At 72.0% G+C, this 21,044-nt stretch carries 18 protein-coding genes and 1 tRNA gene; 11 read left to right on the top strand and 8 right to left on the bottom strand.

Features of this window, described 5'->3' with window-relative positions; genetic code table 11:
- The first annotated feature begins 7 nt into the window (after positions 1-7).
- Complete coding sequence (locus tag ACFY30_RS21515) at positions 8-1,165, top strand: acetyl-CoA C-acetyltransferase (RefSeq protein ID WP_390846767.1); 1,158 nt, start codon at positions 8-10, stop codon at positions 1,163-1,165.
- Between the two features lie 39 nt (positions 1,166-1,204).
- Here the strand turns inward: ACFY30_RS21515 and ACFY30_RS21510 are convergent, their stop codons facing one another.
- From ACFY30_RS21510 to ACFY30_RS21495, 4 genes are read right to left on the bottom strand one after another with little or no spacing between them, the layout of a single operon-like run.
- A complete protein-coding gene (locus ACFY30_RS21510) occupies positions 1,205-2,266 on the bottom strand; it encodes an NAD(P)H-dependent flavin oxidoreductase (protein WP_390846766.1) in 1,062 nt (353 codons plus the stop codon).
- A complete protein-coding gene (locus tag ACFY30_RS21505) occupies positions 2,263-2,982 on the bottom strand; it encodes a CoA-transferase subunit beta (RefSeq protein WP_390846765.1) in 720 nt (239 codons plus the stop codon). The genes ACFY30_RS21510 and ACFY30_RS21505 overlap by 4 nt, the downstream gene beginning before the upstream one ends.
- The gene (locus ACFY30_RS21500) at positions 2,979-3,815 is read right to left on the bottom strand and encodes a CoA transferase subunit A (protein WP_390846764.1); all 837 of its coding nucleotides are present in this window, start codon (positions 3,813-3,815) and stop codon (positions 2,979-2,981) included. The genes ACFY30_RS21505 and ACFY30_RS21500 overlap by 4 nt, the downstream gene beginning before the upstream one ends.
- A complete protein-coding gene (locus ACFY30_RS21495; protein ID WP_390846763.1) occupies positions 3,808-4,560 on the bottom strand; it encodes an enoyl-CoA hydratase family protein in 753 nt (250 codons plus the stop codon). Before ACFY30_RS21495 ends, ACFY30_RS21500 begins: the two co-directional genes overlap by 8 nt.
- Positions 4,561-4,661: 101 nt before the next feature.
- Between ACFY30_RS21495 and ACFY30_RS21490 the strand changes: the two genes are divergently transcribed.
- Positions 4,662-5,408: an SDR family oxidoreductase gene (locus ACFY30_RS21490; RefSeq protein ID WP_390846762.1), complete on the top strand. Its 747-nt coding sequence runs from the start codon at positions 4,662-4,664 to the stop codon at positions 5,406-5,408.
- A 1-nt stretch (position 5,409) separates the two neighbouring features.
- Positions 5,410-6,315, top strand: coding sequence for an SDR family oxidoreductase (locus tag ACFY30_RS21485; RefSeq protein WP_390846761.1), 906 nt, complete (start codon positions 5,410-5,412; stop codon positions 6,313-6,315).
- 453 nt (positions 6,316-6,768) lie between these two features.
- Here ACFY30_RS21485 and ACFY30_RS21480 read toward each other — a convergent pair whose 3' ends face one another.
- Positions 6,769-7,260, bottom strand: a complete 492-nt coding sequence (locus ACFY30_RS21480; protein WP_390846760.1) for a MarR family winged helix-turn-helix transcriptional regulator — start codon at positions 7,258-7,260, stop codon at positions 6,769-6,771.
- 116 nt (positions 7,261-7,376) lie between these two features.
- On the opposite strand from ACFY30_RS21480, the gene ACFY30_RS21475 reads away from it, so the two are divergent.
- Positions 7,377-8,810, top strand: a complete 1,434-nt coding sequence (locus ACFY30_RS21475) for an MFS transporter (RefSeq protein ID WP_390846759.1) — start codon at positions 7,377-7,379, stop codon at positions 8,808-8,810.
- Between the two features lie 81 nt (positions 8,811-8,891).
- Here ACFY30_RS21475 and ACFY30_RS21470 read toward each other — a convergent pair whose 3' ends face one another.
- Entirely contained in the window at positions 8,892-9,785 is an 894-nt protein-coding gene (locus ACFY30_RS21470) for a hypothetical protein (RefSeq protein ID WP_390846758.1), read from the bottom strand.
- An 86-nt stretch (positions 9,786-9,871) separates the two neighbouring features.
- Here ACFY30_RS21470 and ACFY30_RS21465 point away from each other — a divergent pair, with 86 nt between their 5' ends.
- The 4 genes from ACFY30_RS21465 to ACFY30_RS21450 all read left to right on the top strand — a co-directional run bounded on the left by ACFY30_RS21465 (position 9,872) and on the right by ACFY30_RS21450 (position 15,768).
- Positions 9,872-10,225: a chorismate mutase gene (locus tag ACFY30_RS21465; protein WP_390846757.1), complete on the top strand. Its 354-nt coding sequence runs from the start codon at positions 9,872-9,874 to the stop codon at positions 10,223-10,225.
- 149 nt (positions 10,226-10,374) lie between these two features.
- Positions 10,375-12,870: an aminopeptidase N gene (gene pepN / locus ACFY30_RS21460; protein WP_390846756.1), complete on the top strand. Its 2,496-nt coding sequence runs from the start codon at positions 10,375-10,377 to the stop codon at positions 12,868-12,870.
- A 127-nt stretch (positions 12,871-12,997) separates the two neighbouring features.
- Entirely contained in the window at positions 12,998-14,365 is a 1,368-nt protein-coding gene (locus ACFY30_RS21455) for a pyridoxal phosphate-dependent decarboxylase family protein (RefSeq protein WP_390846755.1), read from the top strand.
- On the top strand, positions 14,362-15,768 hold the full coding sequence (locus tag ACFY30_RS21450) for a lysine N(6)-hydroxylase/L-ornithine N(5)-oxygenase family protein (protein WP_390846754.1): 1,407 nt from the start codon (positions 14,362-14,364) through the stop codon (positions 15,766-15,768). The genes ACFY30_RS21455 and ACFY30_RS21450 overlap by 4 nt, the downstream gene beginning before the upstream one ends.
- 35 nt (positions 15,769-15,803) lie before the next feature.
- Here the strand turns inward: ACFY30_RS21450 and ACFY30_RS21445 are convergent, their stop codons facing one another.
- Entirely contained in the window at positions 15,804-17,609 is a 1,806-nt protein-coding gene (locus ACFY30_RS21445; RefSeq protein ID WP_390846753.1) for a bifunctional metallophosphatase/5'-nucleotidase, read from the bottom strand.
- Between the two features lie 163 nt (positions 17,610-17,772).
- On the opposite strand from ACFY30_RS21445, the gene ACFY30_RS21440 reads away from it, so the two are divergent.
- Positions 17,773-18,477 (top strand): SIMPL domain-containing protein, encoded by a 705-nt coding sequence (locus tag ACFY30_RS21440; protein WP_390846752.1) that lies wholly within the window; start codon positions 17,773-17,775, stop codon positions 18,475-18,477.
- 184 nt (positions 18,478-18,661) lie between these two features.
- Positions 18,662-20,098 (top strand): pyruvate kinase, encoded by a 1,437-nt coding sequence (gene pyk, locus ACFY30_RS21435; protein WP_390846751.1) that lies wholly within the window; start codon positions 18,662-18,664, stop codon positions 20,096-20,098.
- A 94-nt stretch (positions 20,099-20,192) separates the two neighbouring features.
- On the opposite strand, the gene ACFY30_RS21430 is transcribed toward pyk, so the two are convergent.
- Positions 20,193-20,265 (bottom strand) — tRNA-Leu (locus ACFY30_RS21430).
- Positions 20,266-20,367: 102 nt separating this feature from the next.
- Here ACFY30_RS21430 and ACFY30_RS21425 point away from each other — a divergent pair.
- Entirely contained in the window at positions 20,368-21,024 is a 657-nt protein-coding gene (locus ACFY30_RS21425) for an ANTAR domain-containing response regulator (RefSeq protein ID WP_390846750.1), read from the top strand.
- Positions 21,025-21,044: the final 20 nt, after the last annotated feature.

Raw genomic sequence — 21,044 nt, 5'->3', positions numbered from 1 at the left:
AGTCGCCATGGCCGAGGCCTACATCGTCGAAGCGGTCCGTACGCCCGTGGGGCGGCGCGGGGGAGGGCTCGCCGGAGTCCATCCCGCGGACCTCGGGGCGCACGTGCTGAAGGAACTGGTCGCGCGCACGGGCATCGATGCGGCGGCCGTGGAGGACGTCGTCTTCGGCTGCCTGGACGCGGTCGGGCCGCAGGCCGGCGACATCGCGCGCACGTGCTGGCTGGCCGCCGGACTGCCCGAGGAGGTCCCGGGCGTGACCGTGGACCGCCAGTGCGGCTCCTCGCAGCAGGCCGTGCACTTCGCCGCGCAGGCCGTACTGTCCGGCACCCAGGACCTGGTCGTCGCCGGCGGGGTGCAGAACATGTCGCAGATCCCCATCGCCTTCGCCACCCGCCAGGCCGCCGAACCGCTCGGCTTCACCCAGGGACCCTTCGCGGGCAGCGAGGGCTGGCGCGCCCGCTACGGCGACCGGCCCGTCAACCAGTTCGCCGGCGCCGAGATGATCGCCGCCAAGTGGGGCATCAGCCGCCGGGACCAGGAGGAGTTCGCGCTGCGCTCCCACCGGCGGGCGCTGCGCGCGATCGACGAGGGGCGCTTCGAGCGGGAGACCGTCGCCCACGGCGCGGTCGCGGTGGACGAGGGGCCGCGCCGGGACACGTCCCTGGAGAAGATGGCCGCCCTCGAGCCCGTCATGCCCGGCGGGACCGTCACCGCCGCCTGCTCCTCACAGGTCTCCGACGGAGCGGCCGCCCTGCTGCTCGCCTCCGAGCGGGCCGTGCGGGAGCACGGGCTGACGCCCCGCGCCCGGGTGCACCACCTCTCCGTCCGCGGCGAGGACCCCGTCCGTATGCTGACGGCACCGATCCCCGCCACCGCCCACGCCCTGAAGAAGACCGGTCTGACCATCGACGACATGGACCTCGTCGAGATCAACGAGGCCTTCGCACCCGTCGTCCTCGCCTGGCTGAAGGAGACGGGCGCCGACCCGGAGAAGGTCAACGTCAACGGTGGCGCGATCGCCCTCGGCCACCCGCTCGGCGCGACGGGCGCCAAGCTGATGACGACGCTGCTGCACGAACTGGAGCGCACCCGCGGCCGCTTCGGACTCCAGACGATGTGCGAGGGCGGCGGCCAGGCGAACGTGACGATCATCGAGCGGCTGTGACCGGGAGCGGCGCGGTGGCGACGGGCCGACGGGCGGGGGTCAGGAGGCCGCTCTGAGCGCCCCCAGCGAGTCGAGTACCTCCTCGGCCTCCTTCATGATCCGCTCCAGCAGCTCCGCGCACGAGGGCAGGTCGTCGATCACCCCGGCGACCTGCCCGGACGCCATCACCCCCAGATCCGTACGGCCGTCCACCATCGCCGACTTCAGCAGCATCGGCGTGTTCGCGGCCAGCAGGACCTGGCTCCAGGACAGCTGCTTGCCGTGCCTCATGGCGAGCCCGTCGCGGACCAGCTGCCGCCAGGTCAGCCCGGACAGCCTGCGAAAGCCCGCCGCCCGGCGCACCGCGTGCACCAGCGCCCTGGGGCGGCCGGAGTCCTCCAGCGCGGACACCAGCTCCGAGCGCAGCATGCGGTGCGGCAGCCCGTCCACCGCCCGGGTCACGGTGACGTCCTGGACCGTCGCCGCCAGGTAGCGCGCCTTCACCGCGTCCGGCACCGTCGAGTCCGACGTCAGCAGGAACCGCGTGCCCATCGCGACGCCCGCCGCGCCGTACGCCAGCGCCGCGACCAGGCCCCGCCCGTCGAAGAAGCCCCCGGCCGCCACCACCGGGATGTCCACGGCGTCCACCACCTGCGGCAGCAGCACCGTCGACGCCACCTCGCCGGTGTGCCCGCCGCCCTCCCCGCCCTGGACCACCACCGCGTCCGCACCCCAGGCCGCGACCTTCTCGGCGTGCCGGCGGGCGCCGACGGACGGGATCACCACGACCCCGGCCTCCTTCAGCTCGGCGATCAGCTCCCGGGACGGCGCGAGCGCGAAGGACGCCACCCGCACGCCTTCCTCGACGAGGATCCGCACCCGGTCACCGGCGTCCCCCGCGTCGGCCCGGAGATTGACCCCGAACGGCGCGTCCGTACGGGACTTGACCTCGCGTATCGCCTCCCGCAGCCCGTCGGCGGTCATCGTCGCGGAGCCCAGGATGCCCAGTGCCCCCGCGTTCGCCGCCGCCGACACCAGCCGCGGCCCCGCCACCCACCCCATCCCGGTCTGCACCACCGGACAGCGGACCCCGGTCAGCCGGGTGAGCGCGGTCTCCCTCACCCCGCGACCTCCTTCGCACGGGTGTTCCCCGGATCGAGCACCTCGCGTATCAGCCGCAGCTCCCGCGCGGACGGTTCACGCGTGTACGGCACCTCCTCCGGTACCTCCAGTGCGAAACCCGTCGCCTCCCGGACCTGCTCCACCGTCACCCCGGGATGCAGCGACGCCAGCCGCATGGACCGGTCGGGCGTGGCGAAGTCGAAGACGCCCAGGTCGGAGACGACCCTCGGGATGCGGTGATGGCGAGCCCCGGCCGCGCGGTCGTACCCCACGCCGCACACCATGTCGACCTTCTCCACGAAGACCCGCCGCGAGTGTCTCGGCACCCAGTAACTCGTCGGATTGTTGAGGGTGTTGACCGGGGCGCCCCGCACCCCGAGCAGCTGCCGCCGGGGTCTGGCCCAGTCGCCGATGCACGAGATGTTCTGGTTGCCGTACCGGTCGATCTGGCTCGCGCCCATCATCACGTGCCGCCGCCCCCCGGTGACCAGCGTCAGGTGCCGGCGGTACGGCAGCCAGCCCTCCACCGTGCCGTCGGGCGAGAGGAGCAGCGCCTCGCCGTCGGTCAGCAGCAGATCCGGAGAGAAGGTGTGCCGGGCCAGACGGGCTCCGAGGGAGGGGATCAGGCCCATGGGGCTCGCCAGGATCTCACCCCCGCCCCGCCACGCCTCGGCACAGGCCACGACGCAGTACTCGGCACGGCCGGCCCCGGTCATGACTCCTCCCCGACCGCCGACTGGTACGCCTGTTCGTCGCCGGTGAGATAGCGGGCCCTGAACTCCGGCCAGGGCATGGTCGCGTACCGTTTCTGGAACGCCTCGTCCCGGCCGTAGTCGGGGGCGCAGGACGTGAAGTGCGCGCCGTTCGGCGCCTCCACGACCCCCGTCACCGTGTGCCGGCCGATCAGCAGCGACTGCGGCGGGCCCGCCTTCGTCAACTCGGCCGTGTCGACGATCCGCTCACAGGAGACGTACGCCGCGTCCGCCGCCTCGCAGAAGAGGTCGTCGAAGTACGGATCCGGGCCCAGGTACTGTCCGTTGCCCAGCCGGTCGGCCCGGTTGACGTGCACCAGCGCCGCGTCCAGCCGCAGGGCGGGCATGGCCACGAACGTCTCCCCGTCCTCGTAGGGAGAGGTCACGGTCCGCAGGCCGGGGTTGACCCGCATCACGTCCGAACCGATCCCCGCCCGCACGGGCAGGAAGGGCAGCCGGTTGGCGGCCGCGTGCAGGCCCCACATGAACATCGCCTCGTCGACCTCCGTCAGGTCGAACGCCCCGCGCTCGCGCGCCGCGCGGTAGTGCGGTTCGAGCGGTATCGAGTCGAGGGTGGCGAAGGCGGCGACCAGCCTGCGGATGCGGCCGGCCGCGGCGAGCATGCCGACGTCCGGTCCGCCGTACGACACGACGGTCAGATCGGTGACCTCCGACCGCAGCAGGGCCCGCACCAGCGCCATCGGCTTGCGCCGCGAGCCCCAGCCGCCGATGCCCACCGTCATGCCGCTCTCCAGCCGGGAGACGACCTCGTCGGCGCTCATCGTCTTGTCACTCACCTGACGCCCCCTCCTTCCCGAACCTGTCCCGCACCCGGTCGGCGACTCCGCTGACACTCGCCTCGAACGTGAAGCCCTGCTCGAAGCGGTAGCTGCGGCGCACGTCGACCGGATCGATGCCGTTGAGCGCCTCCTTGGCCAGCCGCAGCAGCTCCCCGTCCTTGGCGGCGATCTCCCGTGCCAGCTCAACGGCCGCCGCCCGCAGGCCGTCCCGGGGCACCACCCGCCACACCGAGCCGTGCGTGCGCAGCTCGGCCGCGGTGACCGTGCGCGAGGTGAAGTACAGGGCGCGCATCAGGTGCGGGGGAACCAGCCGGGCCAGATGGGTGGCCGCGCCCAGGGCGCCGCGGTCCAGCTCGGGCAGCCCGAAGGTGGCGTCCTCGCTCGCCACCACCACATCCGCGTTCCCCGCCAGGCCGATGCCGCCGCCCAGGCAGAAGCCGTGCACCGCCGCCACCACCGGGACCTCGCACTCGTACACCGCCGCGAAGGCCTCGAAGCAGCCGCGGTTGGTGCCGACCAGCGCGCTCGGACCCCGCGTCTGTATCTCCTTGATGTCCACGCCCGCGTTGAACCCCCGCCCCTCGGCGGTGAGGACGACGCACCGGGTCTCCGGGTCGCGGCCCGCCGCGCGCACGGCGTCGGCCAGCGCGAACCAGCCCGCCACCGGCAGGGCGTTCACCGGCGGGAAGTCGACCGTGACGAGCGAAATCCCCTTTTCCGGGGACGAGGTGGAGACACCCATGGACGCATCAGCTACCTTCGCACTCAGCTGCCTTTCCACCAAACATTTGTTAGGTGTGAGGCTTCGAAGCTAGCAGCCGTCGAAGACGAGCGGGAGAGCCTGTGGATAACTCGCTGCGCGGCAGGACCGTCGTCGTCACCGGCGGCACCCGGGGCGTCGGCGCCGGTGTCGCACGGGCCTTCGCCGAGGCCGGCGCGCAGGTGCTGGTCTGTGCCCGCCGGCCGCCGGAAGTCCCTTTTCCCGAGGCTCGGTTCGTGTCGCTGGACGTGCGGGACGCCGACGCCGTAAGGCGGTTCTTCGCCGGGCTGGACCGCCTCGACGTCCTCGTCAACAACGCGGGCGGCGCCCCCTACAGCCTGCTCGCGGACGCCGACGCCGAACGGCACGTGCGCGTCATCGAGCTCAACCTCCTCGCCCCCCTGACCGCGTCCCTCGCCGCCCACGACCACCTCAGGCGCGTCAAGGGCTCGATCGTGATGATCGGCAGCGTCAGCGGCAGCCGCCCCTCGCCCGGCACGGCGGCGTACGGCGCGGCCAAGGCGGGCCTGGAGAACCTCGCCCGCTCGATGGCCGTGGAGTGGGCGCCGGACGTGCGGGTGAACACCCTGGTCGTCGGCATGGTCCACACCGAACTCGCCCACCTCCACTACGGCGGCGCGGACGGCGTCCGGGCCGTGGCCCGCACGGTCCCGCTGGGCCGGCTGGCCCTCCCCGCCGACGTGGGCGCGGCTGCCGTCTTCCTCGCCTCCGACGCGGCCGCGTACATCAGCGGGGCGAGTCTGTCCGTGCACGGGGGAGGGGAGCGGCCCGCCTTCCTCGACGCCGCAACTGTCAACAAGGAGACATGAGATGAGCGGAATCTGCGACGGGCGGGTCGTCGTCGTCACCGGCGCCGGACGCGGGCTCGGACGGGCGCACGCGCTCGCGTTCGCGGCGGAGGGGGCGCGGGTCGTGGTCAACGACCTCGGCGTGGGCCCGGACGGCAGGCCCGGTGCCGGCGGCCCGGCGCGGCTGGTCGCCGAAGAGATCCGGGCGGCGGGCGGCGAGGCGGTCGCCCACGGCGGCGACATCGCCACGTCCGAGGGCGCCGGCTCCCTGATCGCCACCGCCCTGGACACGTACGGCCGGCTCGACACCCTCGTCAACAACGCCGGCTTCCTGCGCGACCGGATGCTGGTCAACCTGGACGAGGACGACTGGGACGCGGTCGTACGCGTCCACCTCAAGGGCCACTTCCTGCCGCTCAGGCATGCCGCCGCACACTGGCGGTCCGAGGCCAGGGCGGGCCGGACGCCCGCCGCCCGGATCGTCAACACCAGCAGCGGGGCGGGGCTGCTGGGCTCGGTGGGGCAGGGCAACTACAGCGCCGCGAAGGCCGGGATCGTCGCCCTGACGCTGGTGGCGGCCGCCGAACTCGCCCGCTACGGCGTCCAGGTCAACGCGATCGCACCCGCCGCCCGCACCCGGATGACGGAGCGGACGTTCGCCGAGACCATGGCGGCCCCCGCGTCCGGCTTCGACGCCATGGCCCCGGAGAACGTCTCCCCCCTCGTCGTCTGGCTGGGCTCCGCCGCCAGCGCCGGCGTCACCGGCCGGGTCTTCGAGGCGGAGGCCGGCCGGATCACCGTCATGGAGGGCTGGCGCCCCGGCCCCACCGCCGACAAGGGCGCGCGCCGGAGCCCGGCGGAGGCGGGGGAGACCGTACAGAAACTGCTCGCCGAGGCGGAGACGCCGGGGCCGGTGTACGGGGCCTAGCCCCGTTGGCCGACCACGCGCCCGGCCGCCGCCCTCGGCCGCCACCGGCCGACGGCCGGCCCCCTCCCGCCTCCGCCCGTGAGCGGCCGTGCGGCGTGCGCCTGCGCTGCGGCGCGCGGTCTTGGCCTGTCGGACGGCTGTCGGACGGCGACCGGGGCCCTGTTCGTCGGGCGGGCCCACGGTCCCGCTTCCGTCCGTGAGGGGGCGCACCGCCTGTGTCCGTGAGGCGGCGGTCCTCGTCCTTCGGCCGGCGGGCCGGGCCAATGCCGCCCGCCCGCCCCCGTCCGTCAAGCGTCCGCGCCGCCCGGGTCCGTCAAGCGTCCACGCTGCGCCGCCCCCGTCCGTCAAGCGTCCGCGCCGCCCGGGTCCGTCAAGCGTCCACGCTGCGCCGCCCCGGTGCGCCAAGCGTCCGCCCCGCCCCCGTCCGTCAAGCGTCCGCGCCGCCCCGGTCCGTCAAGCGTCCGCCCCGCCCCCGTCCGTCAGGCGGGCCGTGGCCTTGCGCTGGGCCTCGGTCATGGCTTCGAGGAAGCGGTTCACGGTCTCCAGCTCCTCCGTGCCGAACTCCTCGCACACCTCGACGATGTCGCGGGCCCAGTCCTCGAAGAACCCCGCGAGCTCGGCCAGCTTGTCCTCGTCCAGTTCGACGAGCACCCGCCGCTTGTCCGTGGGGTGCTTGACCCTGCGGACGAAGCCCTTGGCCTCCAGCCGGTCGACCAGCCCGGTCACCGAGGCCGGGGCGAGGCCGGTCAGCCCGGCCAGGTCCTTCGCCGTGAGCGGGCCCTGGCGCTGGAGGAAGTCGAGGGTCTTCTCCTCGGTGGCGTTGAGCCCCTGCCGGGCGGCGACCGCCGAATGGAACATCACGGTGACGGCGCTGTTCTGCCGGCCCACGGTCATGAGGCGGTCGAGGGCCGCGGCCCGCCGTGCGTCGTTTCCGGTCTCTGCCATGCCTCCAGGGTAGACGAATATTTCGTTCGGTCGAACTAAACACTTGCGGACGGACCGTTGCCGGTGCAAGTCTTTCGTTAGGTCGAACGAAATAAATTCACCGGCAGGAGAGAGCCATGTCCACCACCGTCACGCCGTCCCCGCCCTGCGCCACCGCCCCCCATCCGCGCCGCTGGGCCGCCGCCGTCGTCATGATGGTCGCCGCGCTCATGGACCTCCTCGACACCACCATCGTCAACGTCGCGATCCCCTCCATCGGCACGGACCTGCACGCCTCGCCGAGCGAGCTGCAGTGGACGGTCTCCGCCTATCTGCTCGGCTTCGCGGCCGCTCTCATCGTCGCCGGCCACCTCGGCGACCGCCTCGGCCGCCGCGCCCTCTTCCTCACCGGCACGGCCGGCTTCGGACTGGCGAGCCTCGCCTGCGGAATCGCCCAGACCCCCGGCCAGCTGATCGCCGCACGCGCCGTCCAGGGCGTCCTGGCCGCCGTCCTCGTCCCCCAGGTCATCGGCTCCTTCCGCACCCTCTTCCAGGGCCGCGAACGCGGCGCCGCCTTCGGCATGTACGGCGCCGTCGCCGGGTTCGCCTCGGCGGTCGGGCTGCTGCTCGGCGGGGTACTCACCGACGCCGACCTGTTCGGCTGGGGCTGGCGCTCGGTGTTCCTGGTGAACGTGCCGGTCGCCCTGGCCACCCTCGTCGCCGGAGCACTCCTGGTGCCCGCCACCAGGGAACGCTCCGCGGGGCGCCCCGACGCGCTCGGCAGCCTCGTCCTCGCGGGCGGCCTGGTGGCCGTCGTGCTGCCCCTGGTGCAGGGACGCGAGAACGGCTGGCCCCTGTGGGGCTGGATCTGCCTGGCCGCAGGCCTGCTCGCCGTCACCGGCCTCGGTGTGTCCGAGGCGCGCCGGCACGGCACCACCAGGGTCCCCCTGCTCCCGGCCCGCGCCTTCCGGCTCCCCGCGTTCTCCGTCGGCGTCCTGGTCCAGCTCCTCTTCTCCCTCGCGATGCAGGGCTTCTTCCTCGCCTTCGCCGTCTGGCTGCAGGCCGGCGAGGGCTACACGCCGCTGCAGGCCGGCCTGCTGACCGTCGCCTTCTCCGTCGGCGGCTTCCTCACCGCCCCGGCCGCCGACAGCCTCGCCGTGCGGTACGGACGGCTCGTCCTCGGCGCCGGAGCGCTGCTCATGGCCGGTGGGCACGCCTGGGTGTGGGCCGCGGTCGACGGCGCCGCCGACACCCACACCGGCGCCTGGCCGCTGGTCCCCGGCCTGGTCGTCGCCGGCGCCGGCCTCGGCTTCCTGGTGGTGCCCCTGGTGAACGTCGTCCTGTCCGCCGTACCCGCCGACCTCGCCGGCGGCGCCTCCGGGATCTTCTCCACCGCGCAGCAGTTCGGCGGCGCGCTCGGCGCGGCGGTCGTCGGCACGGTGTTCTTCGGCCACGCCGACGACGGCCTCACCGAGGCGCTGGGGGCGGCGATGCCCTGGGTGACCGGCGGGTTCGTGGCGTGCGCGGGCCTGTGCGCGCTGCTCCCGCGAACGGCCACCTCCCACGAGTGACCCCGGGCCGCTCCCGCGAACGGCCACCTCCCCGACCGTCCCGGGCCGACTGACCCGGGCCGGTCGCCTGGGCGCCGTGACCTACGTGTCGCACTCCAGAACCGTCCGGCACAATCCGCACCTCGCCCGCACCCGCCCCTTCACGGGCACCCTGATCCGCTGATGACAGGTGGGACAGGGGAACGTCACCCGCAACGGCCCCTGGGGGTCGGGTGCGAACGTGTACGGCACGTCCGGTGCCCCCGCGGGGCGGTGGTCCTGGGCGTGCCGACGGTCCCGGGCGTACCGGCGCCGCCCCGCCCAGCCCGCCGCCGTCAGCGGCGGCTGCCGCTCGTCCCGCAGCGCCCGCTCCCGGCCCCGCACATAGGCCGTGTACGCCTGCGCACTGGTGAACCACGTCGACGGATCCTCTCCGAACACCTGCGACCGCTTCGCCAGCACGTACCCGAACTCCTCCGGCGTCAGATACCCCAGCTTCTGCGAGGAGGCCGCGTCCTCCCGGTAGGCGTCCAGCAGCAGCCAGCCCGCCCCCAGATACGTCGTCGCGGTGTCCGTGAGGATCTCGTTGTCCCGCGTCCCCGGGAACGACAGGTCCAGACGGTGCAGACAGACGTGCATGATCTCGTGCGCCAGCGCCGCGCCGATGTCCCGCCGGTGCCTGCGGAACCGGTCGTTCAGCTCGACGAAGTACTCCGGGCCCGCCGTCAGCTCCACGTTCGCCGCGTGCTCCATCTCCCGGAACGCCACGATCATCCGCGCGTCCGGCAGCCGGAAGTGCCGCACCAGCTCCCGCGCCACCCGCTGCGCCCCCAGATGCAGGTCGTCGGTGTCGCAGAACGCCACGTCCGCGGGGGCCACACTGGCGCCGTACTGGTGGATGGTGTCGTACGACAACCGCCGGTACAACGCCGTGACGGCCGCCCGCACCGTCTCCAGATGCGGATAGCCGTGCTGCACCGGTCCGCCGTCGGCCACGCCCGCACCCCCAAGACGCCGAGCACCCGATTCCACTGTACGGGCAGCGCGGACGCCCGCAGGGGGATGCCCTAGGGTGATCGCCCATGACCACCCGCAACACCCCCGGCACCGGCGACGTCGACCCGGCCGTCCGCGCCGAGCTCGCCCGGCTGCGCGACAGCATCGACAACATCGACGCCGCCGTCGTCCACATGCTCGCCGAACGCTTCAAGGCGACCCAGCAGGTCGGCCACCTCAAGGCCCGCCACCAGCTGCCGCCCGCCGACCCGGCCCGCGAGGCCCGCCAGATCGAGCGGCTGCGCACCCTCGCCGAGAACGCCAAGCTCGACCCCGCGTTCGCCGAGAAGTTCCTCAACTTCATCATCGCCGAGGTGATCCGCCACCACGAGCGCATCGCCGAGGACGCCGTCCACGAAACGGCCCCCACCGCCGGCTGACGGACCCCCGTCACGGCCCGGGATCCACCCCGGCGATCTGCGGGCGCCCGGCCCGGCTCAGGCCCGGCGCCTCCGGCGCGAGAAGGGACATAGGGCGCGTACCGATCCGCCCCTGTGCCCGGCCTGCGGTATCAGGCAGCATGTCGTTCATGTCCGTACTGACGCGCGACGAAGCGCAGAACCGTGCCCAGCTCCTCGACGTCCACCGCTACGCCATCGAGCTCGACCTGACCACCGGCGACGAGACCTTCGGCTCCCGCACCGTCATCGAGTTCACCGCGCGCGCCGGTGGGGACACCTTCGTCGAGATCAAGCCCGCCGAGCTGCGCTCCGTCACCCTCGACGGACAGCCGATCGACCCCGAGAGCCTGGACGAGAACCGGCTCGCCCTGAAGAACCTCGGCGCCGGCGAACACGAACTGCGCGTCGACGCGACCATGCGCTACTCCCGCACGGGCGAGGGCATGCACCGCTTCACCGACCCCAGCGACGGCGAGACGTACCTCTACACCCAGTTGTTCATGGACGACGTCCAACGCGTCTTCGCCGCCTTCGACCAGCCCGACCTCAAGGCCGTCTTCGAGCTGACCGTCGACGCCCCCGAAGGCTGGACCGTCCTCGCCAACGGCATCGCGCGGCACCTCGGCGACGGCCGCTGGCAGGCCGCCCCCACCCCCCTCATCTCCACCTACCTCGTCGCCGTCGCCGCCGGGCCCTGGCACTCCGTGCGCACCGAACACCGCGGCCTGCCCTTCGGCATCCACTGCCGCCGCTCCCTGGCCCCACACCTCGACGCCGACGCCGACGAGATCCTCGACATCACGCGCGCGTGCTTCGACCGCTACCACGAGAAGTTCGAGGAGCCCTACCCCTTCGACTCCTACGACCAGGCGTTCGTCCCCGAGTTCAACGCCGGCGCCATGGAGAACCCCGGACTCGTCACCTTCCGCGACGAGTTCGTCTACCGCTCCGCCGTCACCGACACCGAACGCCAGACCCGCGCCATGGTCATCGCCCACGAGATGGCCCACATGTGGTTCGGCGACCTCGTCACCCTGCGCTGGTGGGACGACATCTGGCTCAACGAGTCCTTCGCCGAGTACATGGGCTACCAGACCCTCACCGAAGCCACCCGCTTCACCGACACCTGGACCGACTTCGGCGTCGTGCGCAAGGCCTGGGGCTACGACGCCGACCAGCGGCCCTCCACCCACCCCGTCGCACCCGAAGCCGTCCCCGACACCGCCTCCGCCCTCCTCAACTTCGACGGCATCTCCTACGCCAAGGGCGCCTCCGCACTGCGCCAACTGGTCACCTGGCTCGGCGAGAAGGACTTCCTCGCCGGCATCAACACCCATGTCGGCCGGCACAGGTTCGGCAACGCCGCGCTCGCCGACTTCATCGACTCCCTCGCCGCCGCCACCGAACGCGACGTCCACGCCTGGGCCGACGCCTGGCTGCGCACCACCGGCGTCGACACCCTCACCCCCGTCGTCACCGGCGACAACGGCGACCACCACCTGACCGTCGGGCACACCGGCAGCCGCCCCCACCGCATCGCGGTGGGCCTCTACGACCAGGATCCCGCCGACGACGGCGGCCGCCTCGTCCTGCGCGAACGCCTCCACCTCGACATCCCGCAGAGCGAACCGCTGCCGCTCGGCAAGCGCCCCACCCTGCTCCTCCTCAACGACCGCGACCTCACCTACGCCAAGATCCGCTTCGACCCGCGGTCCTCCCAGAGCATCACCACCAGCCTCAGCGGCCTGCCCGACCCGCTCACCCGCGCCGTCGTCTGGAACGCCCTGCGCGACGCCGTCCGCGACGGCGAACTCGCCCCCGCCGCCTACCTGGCGACCGCCCGCGCCCACCTCCCGCACGAGACCGACCTCGCCCTCGTCCAAGGCGTCCTCGCCTTCGCCTCCGCCCATGGGGCCAACCGCTACACCGCCCCCGAGGAGCGCCCCGCCGCCCTCGCCACCCTCTCCTCCCTGTGCCGCGACCTCATCCGCCGCACCGAGGACGGCGACCACCCCGGCCTGCGCCTGATCGCCGTACGCCACTTCATCAACGTCGCCGCCCACCCCGACACCATCGACGCCTGGCTCGCCGACGGCACCGTCCCCGGCGGACCCGAACTCGACCCCGACCTGCGCTGGCGCGTCCTCGCTCGGCTCGCCGTCCTCGGCGCCACCGACGAGGCCGCCATCGCCGCCGAGTTGGAACGCGACCCCTCCGCCACCGGACGGGAGGGCGCCGCCCGCTGTCGCGCCGCCCTGCCCGACGCCGAGGCCAAGGCGAAGGCCTGGGCGTCGATGTTCGCCTCCGACGACCTCTCCAACTACCTCTTCACGGCCACCGCCCAGGGCTTCTGGCAGCCCGAACAGGCCGACCTCGTAAGCGATTACGTCCCCCGCTTCTACGAGGACGCCGTCGCCGTCGCCGCCCGCCGCGGGCCCGCGATCGCCGACGCCGCGGGCCACTGGGCCTTCCCCGCCCACGCCATCGACCCGGAGGCACTCCGCCTCGGCGAGGCCTGCCTGCGCGACGCCGACCCGATCCCGGCACTGCGGCGCAAGCTGGCCGACCAACTCGACGACCTGGCGAGGGCCTTGAAGGTGCGCTCCACCCACGGCGCCGCCTGACCGGCAGGTTCCCCCCGGCGATCGGTACCCCCTTTCGGGTACCGATCGCCGGTGTTTTCGGGCGTGTCTGCGCAACGGCGTACAAGCTGGATACCCCCTCTGTCCCGCGCCCGCCCGGAGTACCTCCATGAGCACCCCGCCGCTCGCCTCAGGCCCCGAAGGCACCGGCGCCCTGCGGCCGTTGCTCACCACCGTCCTCGACGCGCTGGACGCGGGCGCACGCGCACGCGGGGGACCGCTCCCGGCCGGCGGCCCCGAAGCGGTCGCGGCCCGGCTCCGGGCCGCCGTGGGCGACGTACTCCCCGAGGGGGGCGACCCGCACGCCCTGTCCACCGTCGTCCGCGCCCTCGCCGAAGGCGCCGCCGACCCCGCGCACCCCCGGTGCGCCGCCCATCTGCACTGCCCACCCCTCGCCGTCGCCACCGCCGCCGACCTCGCCGCCTCCGCCCTCAACCCCTCCCTCGACTCCTGGGACCAGGCCCCGGCCGCCTCCGAACTGGAGACACTGGTCACCAAGGCGCTCGCCGCGCAGGTGTACGGGACGGCGACCGGTGACGCCCTCGTCACCACCGGCGGCACCGAATCCAACCAACTCGCGCTCCTCCTGGCCCGCGAGACCCTCGGCCCCGCCGTCCGCCTCGTCTGCGCGGCCAACGCCCACCACTCCCTGACCCGCGCCGCCTGGCTCCTCGGCCTGCCCGCCCCCGTCGTCCTCCCCGCCCCCGGCGGCACGCTCGACCCCGCCGCCCTCGACGAGGCCCTCACCACCCACCCCGGCCCCCACCTGGTGGCCGCGACCGCCGGCACCACCGACGCCGGACTCATCGACCCCCTCCCCGATGTCGCCGCCCGCTGCCGGGCCCACGGCGCCCGTCTGCACATCGACGCCGCCTACGCCGGCGGACTCCTCTTCAGCGACCGCCGCCGCGCCGCACTCACCGGACTGGACGCCGCCCACACCGTCACCCTCGACCTGCACAAACTCGGCTGGCAACCCGTCGCCGCCGGCCTCCTGGCCGTCCGCGACCCCACCGACCTCATCCCCCTCCACCAGCACGCCGACTACCTCAACGCCGACGACGACACCGAGGCCGGTCTCCCCGACCTCCTCGGCCGCTCCCTGCGCACCAGCCGCCGACCCGACGTCCTGAAGATCGCCGTCACCCTCAAGACCCTCGGCCGCCAGGGCCTCGGCGCCCTCGTCGACCAGGTCTGCGACCGCGCCCGGGAACTCGCCGCCCTCGTCCAGGAGCACCCCCGCCTCGAACTCCAGGCCCCGCCCACCCTCAGCACCGTCCTCTTCCGCCCCACGGGCGCCCCCGACGCCGCCGTCGCCGCGATACGCCGCCGCCTCCTCACCGACGGCCAAGCCGTCCTCGGCCGCGCCCGCGTCGACGGCCGGCTCTGGCTCAAGACCACCCTCCTCAACCCCCACACCCACCCCCACGACCTGGCCGCCCTCCTGCATCTGGTGGAAGGAACAACCCCCGCATGAACACGCCCCCACCCCCCTACACCACCCGCGACCTCGTCGGCATCGGCATCGGCCCCAGCAACCTCTCGCTCGCCGCCCTCGCCCACCCCCTCGCCGAGCTCGACACCGTCTTCTACGAACAACGCCCGCGCTTCGACTGGCACCCCGGTCTCCTCATCGACGGCGCCCGCGTCCAGGTCCCGTTCCTCGCCGACCTCGTCACCCTCGCCGACCCCGCCAGCCCCTGGACCTTCCTCAACTACCTCAAGGCCCACCACCGCCTCTACCCCTTCTACTTCGCCGAGCGCTTCCACATCCGCCGCACCGAGTACGACACCTACTGCCGCTGGGTCGCCGACAACCTCCCCGCCCTCCACTTCCGCCACCAGGTGGACGCCGTCCGCTGGAACCCCGACCGGGACGTCTTCGAGGTCGACTTCACCCAGCTCGACAGCGACGGAGAAGCCGAAGCCCTCGGCCGCACCCACACACGCAACGTCGTCCTCGGCATCGGCACCGAGCCCTACGTCCCCGACCCCCTGCGCCCCCTCGTCGACGCCCCCGGCGTCCCGGTCCTCCACGCCGGCGACTACCTCACCCACCGCGACACCCTCCTCGGCGCGGGCCACGTCACCGTCGTCGGCTCAGGACAGTCCGGCGCCGAAGTCTTCCTCGACCTCCTGCGCCACCGGCCCCCAGGCCGCGAACAGCTCCTCTGGATCGGCCGCACCGCGGCCTTCGCCCCCATGGAGTACTCCAAGCTCGGCCTCGAACACTTCACCCCCGACTACACCCGCTACTTCCACGCCCTCCCCGAACCCGTCCGCGACGAGGTCGTCGCCGCCCAATGGCAGCTCCACAAGGGGATCGACGCCGGCACCCTCGACGCCATCCACGACGAGCTCTACCGCCGCACCCTCCACGGCGGCTGGCCCGACGCCGTCCTCACCCCCGGCGTCCGCGTCCGCACCGCGGGCCGCATCGCGACCACCAGGATCGAACTCCATCTGGAGCACACCCAGCAGAACACCCGCTCCCGCCTCATCACCGACGCCGTCGTCCTCGCCACCGGCCACCGCGAACGGCCCCTCGACCGCATCCTCGCGGGCCTGGACCCCTACATGCGCCGCGACAACAGCGAACGCCCCCGCATCGACGAACAGTTCCGCCTCGTCCTCGACCCCGCCGTCACCGGCGCCGTGTACGTCCAGAACGCCGAACGCCACACCCACGGTGTGGGCGCCCCCGACCTCGGCCTCGCCGCCTGGCGCGGCGCCAGCATCCTCAACACCGTCACCGGCAAGGAGAACTACCCGCTCCCCGCCCGCACCGCCTTCACCACCTTCGGCCTGGAACAACGACAGCCCCAGATCCCGCCCGCACGCCAGCCGAGAACGCTGACACCCCTCAAGGACGGGATCTGAGGCCGCCGCCCCGGACCATCAGGCCCGACGCCCGGCTAGAACACCGGCGTACCGTTGCGCGTGAGCTTCCAGTCCACCGACGCGAAGTCCTTCGGGTCCAGCACACCCTTCGCGGTCACCCACTCCGCGATCCGGGTCCGGATCTCCGTCGACTCCGACCACACCTCGGTGGCGGAGGCCACGTGCGGGAACGCGCCGCCGCCGTTCGCCCGGTAGTTGTTCACCGCGAACACGAACTGCTGGGCGTCGTCCAGGGCGGCACCGTTGTAGGTCAGGTTCCTGATCCGTGAACCCGCCGCCTGCGCGATGTCGATCTCGTACGACAGCCCGGAGACGTAGTCGTAGTTGTAGTCCGGCCGGCTGTTCGCGTTCGTCAGCTTCTCCACGTCCACGACGGCGTCCGCCGCGGTCTGCACGAAGTACTCCGCCGAGTACTCCAGGTACGCCTTGATCTGCGCACCCGTCAGCAGCTTCGCCACCAGCGTGTTGTCGTACACGTACAGGCTCGACAGATCCCGGATCGTCACCTGGCCGGCCGGGATCTCCGACGTACGGGAGAACGGCGACGCCTGGGAGATCACCGGCAGCGACGCGTACGACGTCCCCGCCAGGGCCGCCTTGACGACGTCCTCCTGGACCGTGGTGATCAGGTCGATGATCGGGGCGTCCTTGTACCGCGCCTCCACCGTCGTCAGCGTCTCGGTCGCCGTACCGACCACCTGGTTGACGTACTCCACGACCTTCGCGTGCTCGTCGCCGAGCAGCTTCGTGATCTTCGGGTCGTCGGCCACCGTGTTGGAGTTCAGCACCTTCGACGACACGGACTCGACCGTCCACCGACCCTTCTCGAACACCAGCTCGATGTCGAAGAGGGACAGCCGCTCCGCGTACGCCAGCGGCTCCGAGAGCACCACCGTCCTGCCGGTCTTCGCGTTCGTCACCTTCAGCTCGGGAATCTCCACGTGCGCGTGCCCGACCAGGATCGCGTCGATGTCCGGCACCTGCTGCGCCACCAGCGCCGCCGAGTTCTCGACGTACGGCAGCTGGTCACCGTAGGAGGACGTGCCGGAGGAGCCGGAGTGCGCCGAGACGACCACCACGTCCGCGCCCATCGACTTCAGCTTCGGCACCCACTTCGCGGCCTGCTCCTCCAGGCCGGGGAACGCCAGCTTGCCCTGCACATAGGCCTTGTCCCAGATGGCGATACCGGGGTTCGTCAGGCCCAGCACCGCGACCTTCACGGGCCGCGCGCCCCGCACGCAGAAGGTCTTGATGACGTAGGGCGCAAACGCCGGCTTCAGCGTCTTCGCGTCCACCGCGTTCGCCCCGAGCAGCGGGAACCGCAACTGCGACTCGAACTTCCGCAGCGTCTCGATGCCGTAGTTGAACTCGTGGTTGCCCAGCGCCGCCGCGTCGTACCCGATCGCGTTCATCGCCTGCGCCATCGGATGCACCGGACCACCCTTCGCGGTGATCGGGTCCACCTTCGCGTAGTAGTACGTCAGCGGCGTGCCCTGGATCGTGTCACCCGCGTCCAGCAGCAGCGTGTTCTCCCGCCCCTTCTCGGCGCGGACCTGGTTGACGAGGGTCGAGATGCGCGCCAGCCCCTGGGCGTTGCCCGCCTTGTCCGCGTACTCGGCGTTCTTGAAGTAGTCCCAGTTGAAGACGTGACCGTGCAGGTCCGTCGTCCCCATCACCGTCAGCGAGTACCGCTTCGGCTGCTTCCCCGGCTTCTTCGCCTCCGCGGCCTGCGCCGACGGAGCCGCGGCCGCGCCCGCGATCGCCACCCCCGCCCCGGTCACGGCGGACTTCTTCAGAAACTTCCGGCGGTTCAACGGCATGTCTCGTGCTCCTCGGGGAATGGTCAGCGACGCGCGTAGACAAACGCGCGTAGATTCTGACCCGTCCATGACCGAAGGCAACAGGTCCCGGAGGTTTCGATCTGGTGACCAGACCGGTCAACTCCGGCCCGTCAAAAGGGAAAGCCATGACAAGGTGGGGCGTATGACCTCACCGCAGTTTCCTCCGTACGGCACCCCCGAGACCCCCCTCCTCGCGGTACGCGGCGAGGCCGAGATCGAGGCCGACCCCGACCTCGCCCGCATCGGCGTCACCGTCACCGCCCGCGGCAAGGACCGCCGCGCGACCCTCGACGACCTCACCCGCCGCAACGCCACGGTCGTCGAGCTGATCAAGTCCTACGGCGACGCCGTCGAGGACGTCTCGACGGGTGCCGTGTCCCTCACTCCCGAACTCGGGCAGCGCGGCCGGGGCGAACGCGTCCGCGCCTACCACGGCCGGGTCCACCTCACCGCCGGGCTGACGGACTTCACCGCACTCGGCGAACTCACCACCCGCCTCGCCGACCTGGATCTGACCAGGGTGGAGGGCCCCTGGTGGACCCTGCGCCCCGACTCGCCCGTCCACCGCCGCGCCCGCCAGGAGGCCGTACGGGACGCCGTACGGCGGGCCAAGGAGTACGCGGAGGCCCTGGGGACGACGGTGGGCGCGCTGATCGAGCTCGCCGACACCGGAAACGACTCGGTGCCCGGACGTCCCCGGGCCGGCTTCGGGCGCCGTATGCGCCGGATGTCGGCGGCCGCGGAGGAGATCGAACCGGCGCCGGAGCCCCTGGATCTGGAGCCGCAGCGGATGAGGGTCCGGGCGGAGGTCGGCGCGCAATTCACGATGGTTCCACCGGCCCTGTGAATTCACCCGGACCGCGCATTCGGGCGGGCGGAGAAATCGAGCGGGCGTGTGAATCAGATATCGAATGCTCATAAGAGCGGCACCCCGCACAATGAACCAGTTGTCAACTACCCTTCACTCAAAGGTTGTTGAGCAGTCATGTCCTCCCAATTCGCTACCGATCGGTAAGTCATAGGCTCGACTCATGCGCCGAGCAAAAATCGTTTGTACCCTGGGCCCCGCCACCGACTCCTACGACCGGCTCAAAGCCCTGGTCGACGCCGGAATGGACGTTGCCCGCTTCAACCTCAGTCACGGCAGCCACGCCGAACACGAGGAGCGCTACCACCGCGTCCGCAAGGCCTCCGACGAGACCGGCCGCAGCGTCGGCGTCCTCGCCGACCTTCAAGGCCCGAAGATCCGCCTCGGCCACTTCGCGGAAGGACCCGTACTCCTTGAACGCGACGACACCTTCACCATCACCGTCGAGGAAGGCGTGGCAGGCGACGGCAACCGCTGCGGCACCACGTACGCGGGCCTCGCGGACGACGTGACGCCGGGGGAGCGCATCCTCGTCGACGACGGCAAGGTCTGCCTGGAGGTCACCGAGGTCGACGGCCCCCGTGTCCGCACCCGCGTGGTGGAGGGCGGCGTCATCTCCGACCACAAGGGCCTGAACCTGCCCGGCGTCGCGGTCTCCGTCCCCGCCCTCTCCAAGAAGGACGAGGACGACCTGCGCTGGGCCCTGCGCACGGGCTTCGACGTCGTGGCCCTGTCGTTCGTCAGGAGCGGGCGGGACATCGTGGACGTCCACCGGATCATGGACGAGGAGGGGCGCAGGCTGCCGGTCATCGCCAAGGTGGAGAAGCCGCAGGCCGTCGAGAACATCGACGAGATCGTCGCCGCCTTCGACGGGATCATGGTGGCTCGCGGCGACCTGGGCGTGGAGATGCCCCTGGAGCAGGTCCCGGTCGTCCAGAAGCGGGCCGTCGCACTGGCCAGGCGGAACGCCAAGCCGGTCATCGTCGCGACGCAGATGCTGGACTCGATGATCGAGAACTCCCGGCCGACCCGCGCCGAGGCCTCGGACGTGGCGAACGCCGTCATCGACGGCACGGACGCGGTGATGCTGTCGGGCGAGACGAGCGTCGGCAAGTACGCGGTGGAGACCGTCCGGACGATGGCGAAGATCGTGGAAGCCGCGGAACAGGACCTCCTCGCGAAGGGCCTGCCCCCGCTGACGGAAAGCAACAAGCCCCGCACTCAGGGCGGCGCGGTGGCCCGCGCGGCGGCGGAGATCGGCGACTTCCTCGGCGCGAAGCTCCTGGTCGCCTTCACCCAGAGCGGCGACACCGCCCGCCGCCTCTCCCGCTACCGCTCCCCGATCCCCCTGCTCGCGTTCACCCCGGAACCGGCGACCCGCTCACAGCTCAGCCTGACCTGGGGTGTGGAGACGTTCCTCAATCCGCCCGTGGGCTCCACCGACGCGATGGTCGACCAGGTGGACGAACTCCTGCTGAAGTACGGCCGCTGCGAGAAGGGGGACGTCGTGGTCATCACCGCCGGCTCGCCTCCGGGCGTGTCGGGCTCGACCAACCTGGTCCGCGTACACCACGTGGGGGAGGACGACAGCCCCAAGTAGCGGGCTTTCGTCAGTTCTTGGAGGTGAGAAAGCGGATGTTCACGAGAACGAGAACATCCGCTTCTGAATGACATCCTTGAAAAACAAGGAAAAGTACCCCGGGTCGGATTCGAACCGACGCTGTATGGTGTTTGAGACCATTGCCTCTACCGCTGGGCTACCGGGGCTCCCTTTAAAAACAAGGTCGACAGCCACCCGCCGTGCCCCCACCTTACCGCAGCTGGGTAGGCTCTTGTCAGCAGTACCCCTGCCCTGAACGAGGAGCCCCCGTGACCGCCCCCGAGTCGCCCCAGCCCGTAGACGCGCCCGACGACGACAAGTCGCACGTGCCTCCGCTGACGACCCGTGTCGTCATTGCCGAGGACGAGGCCCTGATCCGGCTCGATCTGAAAGAGATGCTGGAGGAGGAGGGCTACAGCGTCGTGGGCGAGGCGGGTGACGGCGAGCAGGCGATCGAGCTGGCCCGCGAGCACCAGCCGGATCTCGTGATCCTCGACGTGAAGATGCCGAAGCTGGACGGCATCTCCGCCGCCGAGAAGATCGCCGAGGAGCGGATCGCCCCGGTGCTGATGCTCACCGCCTTCTCGCAGCGCGACCTCGTCGAGCGGGCCCGCGACGCCGGTGCCATGGCGTACCTCGTCAAGCCGTTCAGCAAGAGTGACGTCGTGCCGGCGATCGAGATGGCCGTCTCCCGGTTCACCGAGCTGAAGGAGCTGGAGAGGGAGGTCGCCGACCTCACGCTCCGCCTGGAGACCCGCAAGCTGGTCGACCGGGCGAAGTCCATCCTCCAGACGGAGTACGGGCTGACCGAGCCGGCCGCGTTCCGGTGGATCCAGAAGACGTCCATGGACCGGCGCATGTCGATGCAGCAGGTCGCCGAGGCCGTCATCCAGGATGCCGAGGAGAAGAAGGCGAACAAGGGCTGATTCCCTGACGCCCGTAGCCA

The organism is Streptomyces sp. NPDC000345 (assembly GCF_042898825.1).
Taxonomy (GTDB): Bacteria; Actinomycetota; Actinomycetes; order Streptomycetales; family Streptomycetaceae; genus Streptomyces.
This window is presented reverse-complemented; position numbering and strand designations above follow the sequence as displayed.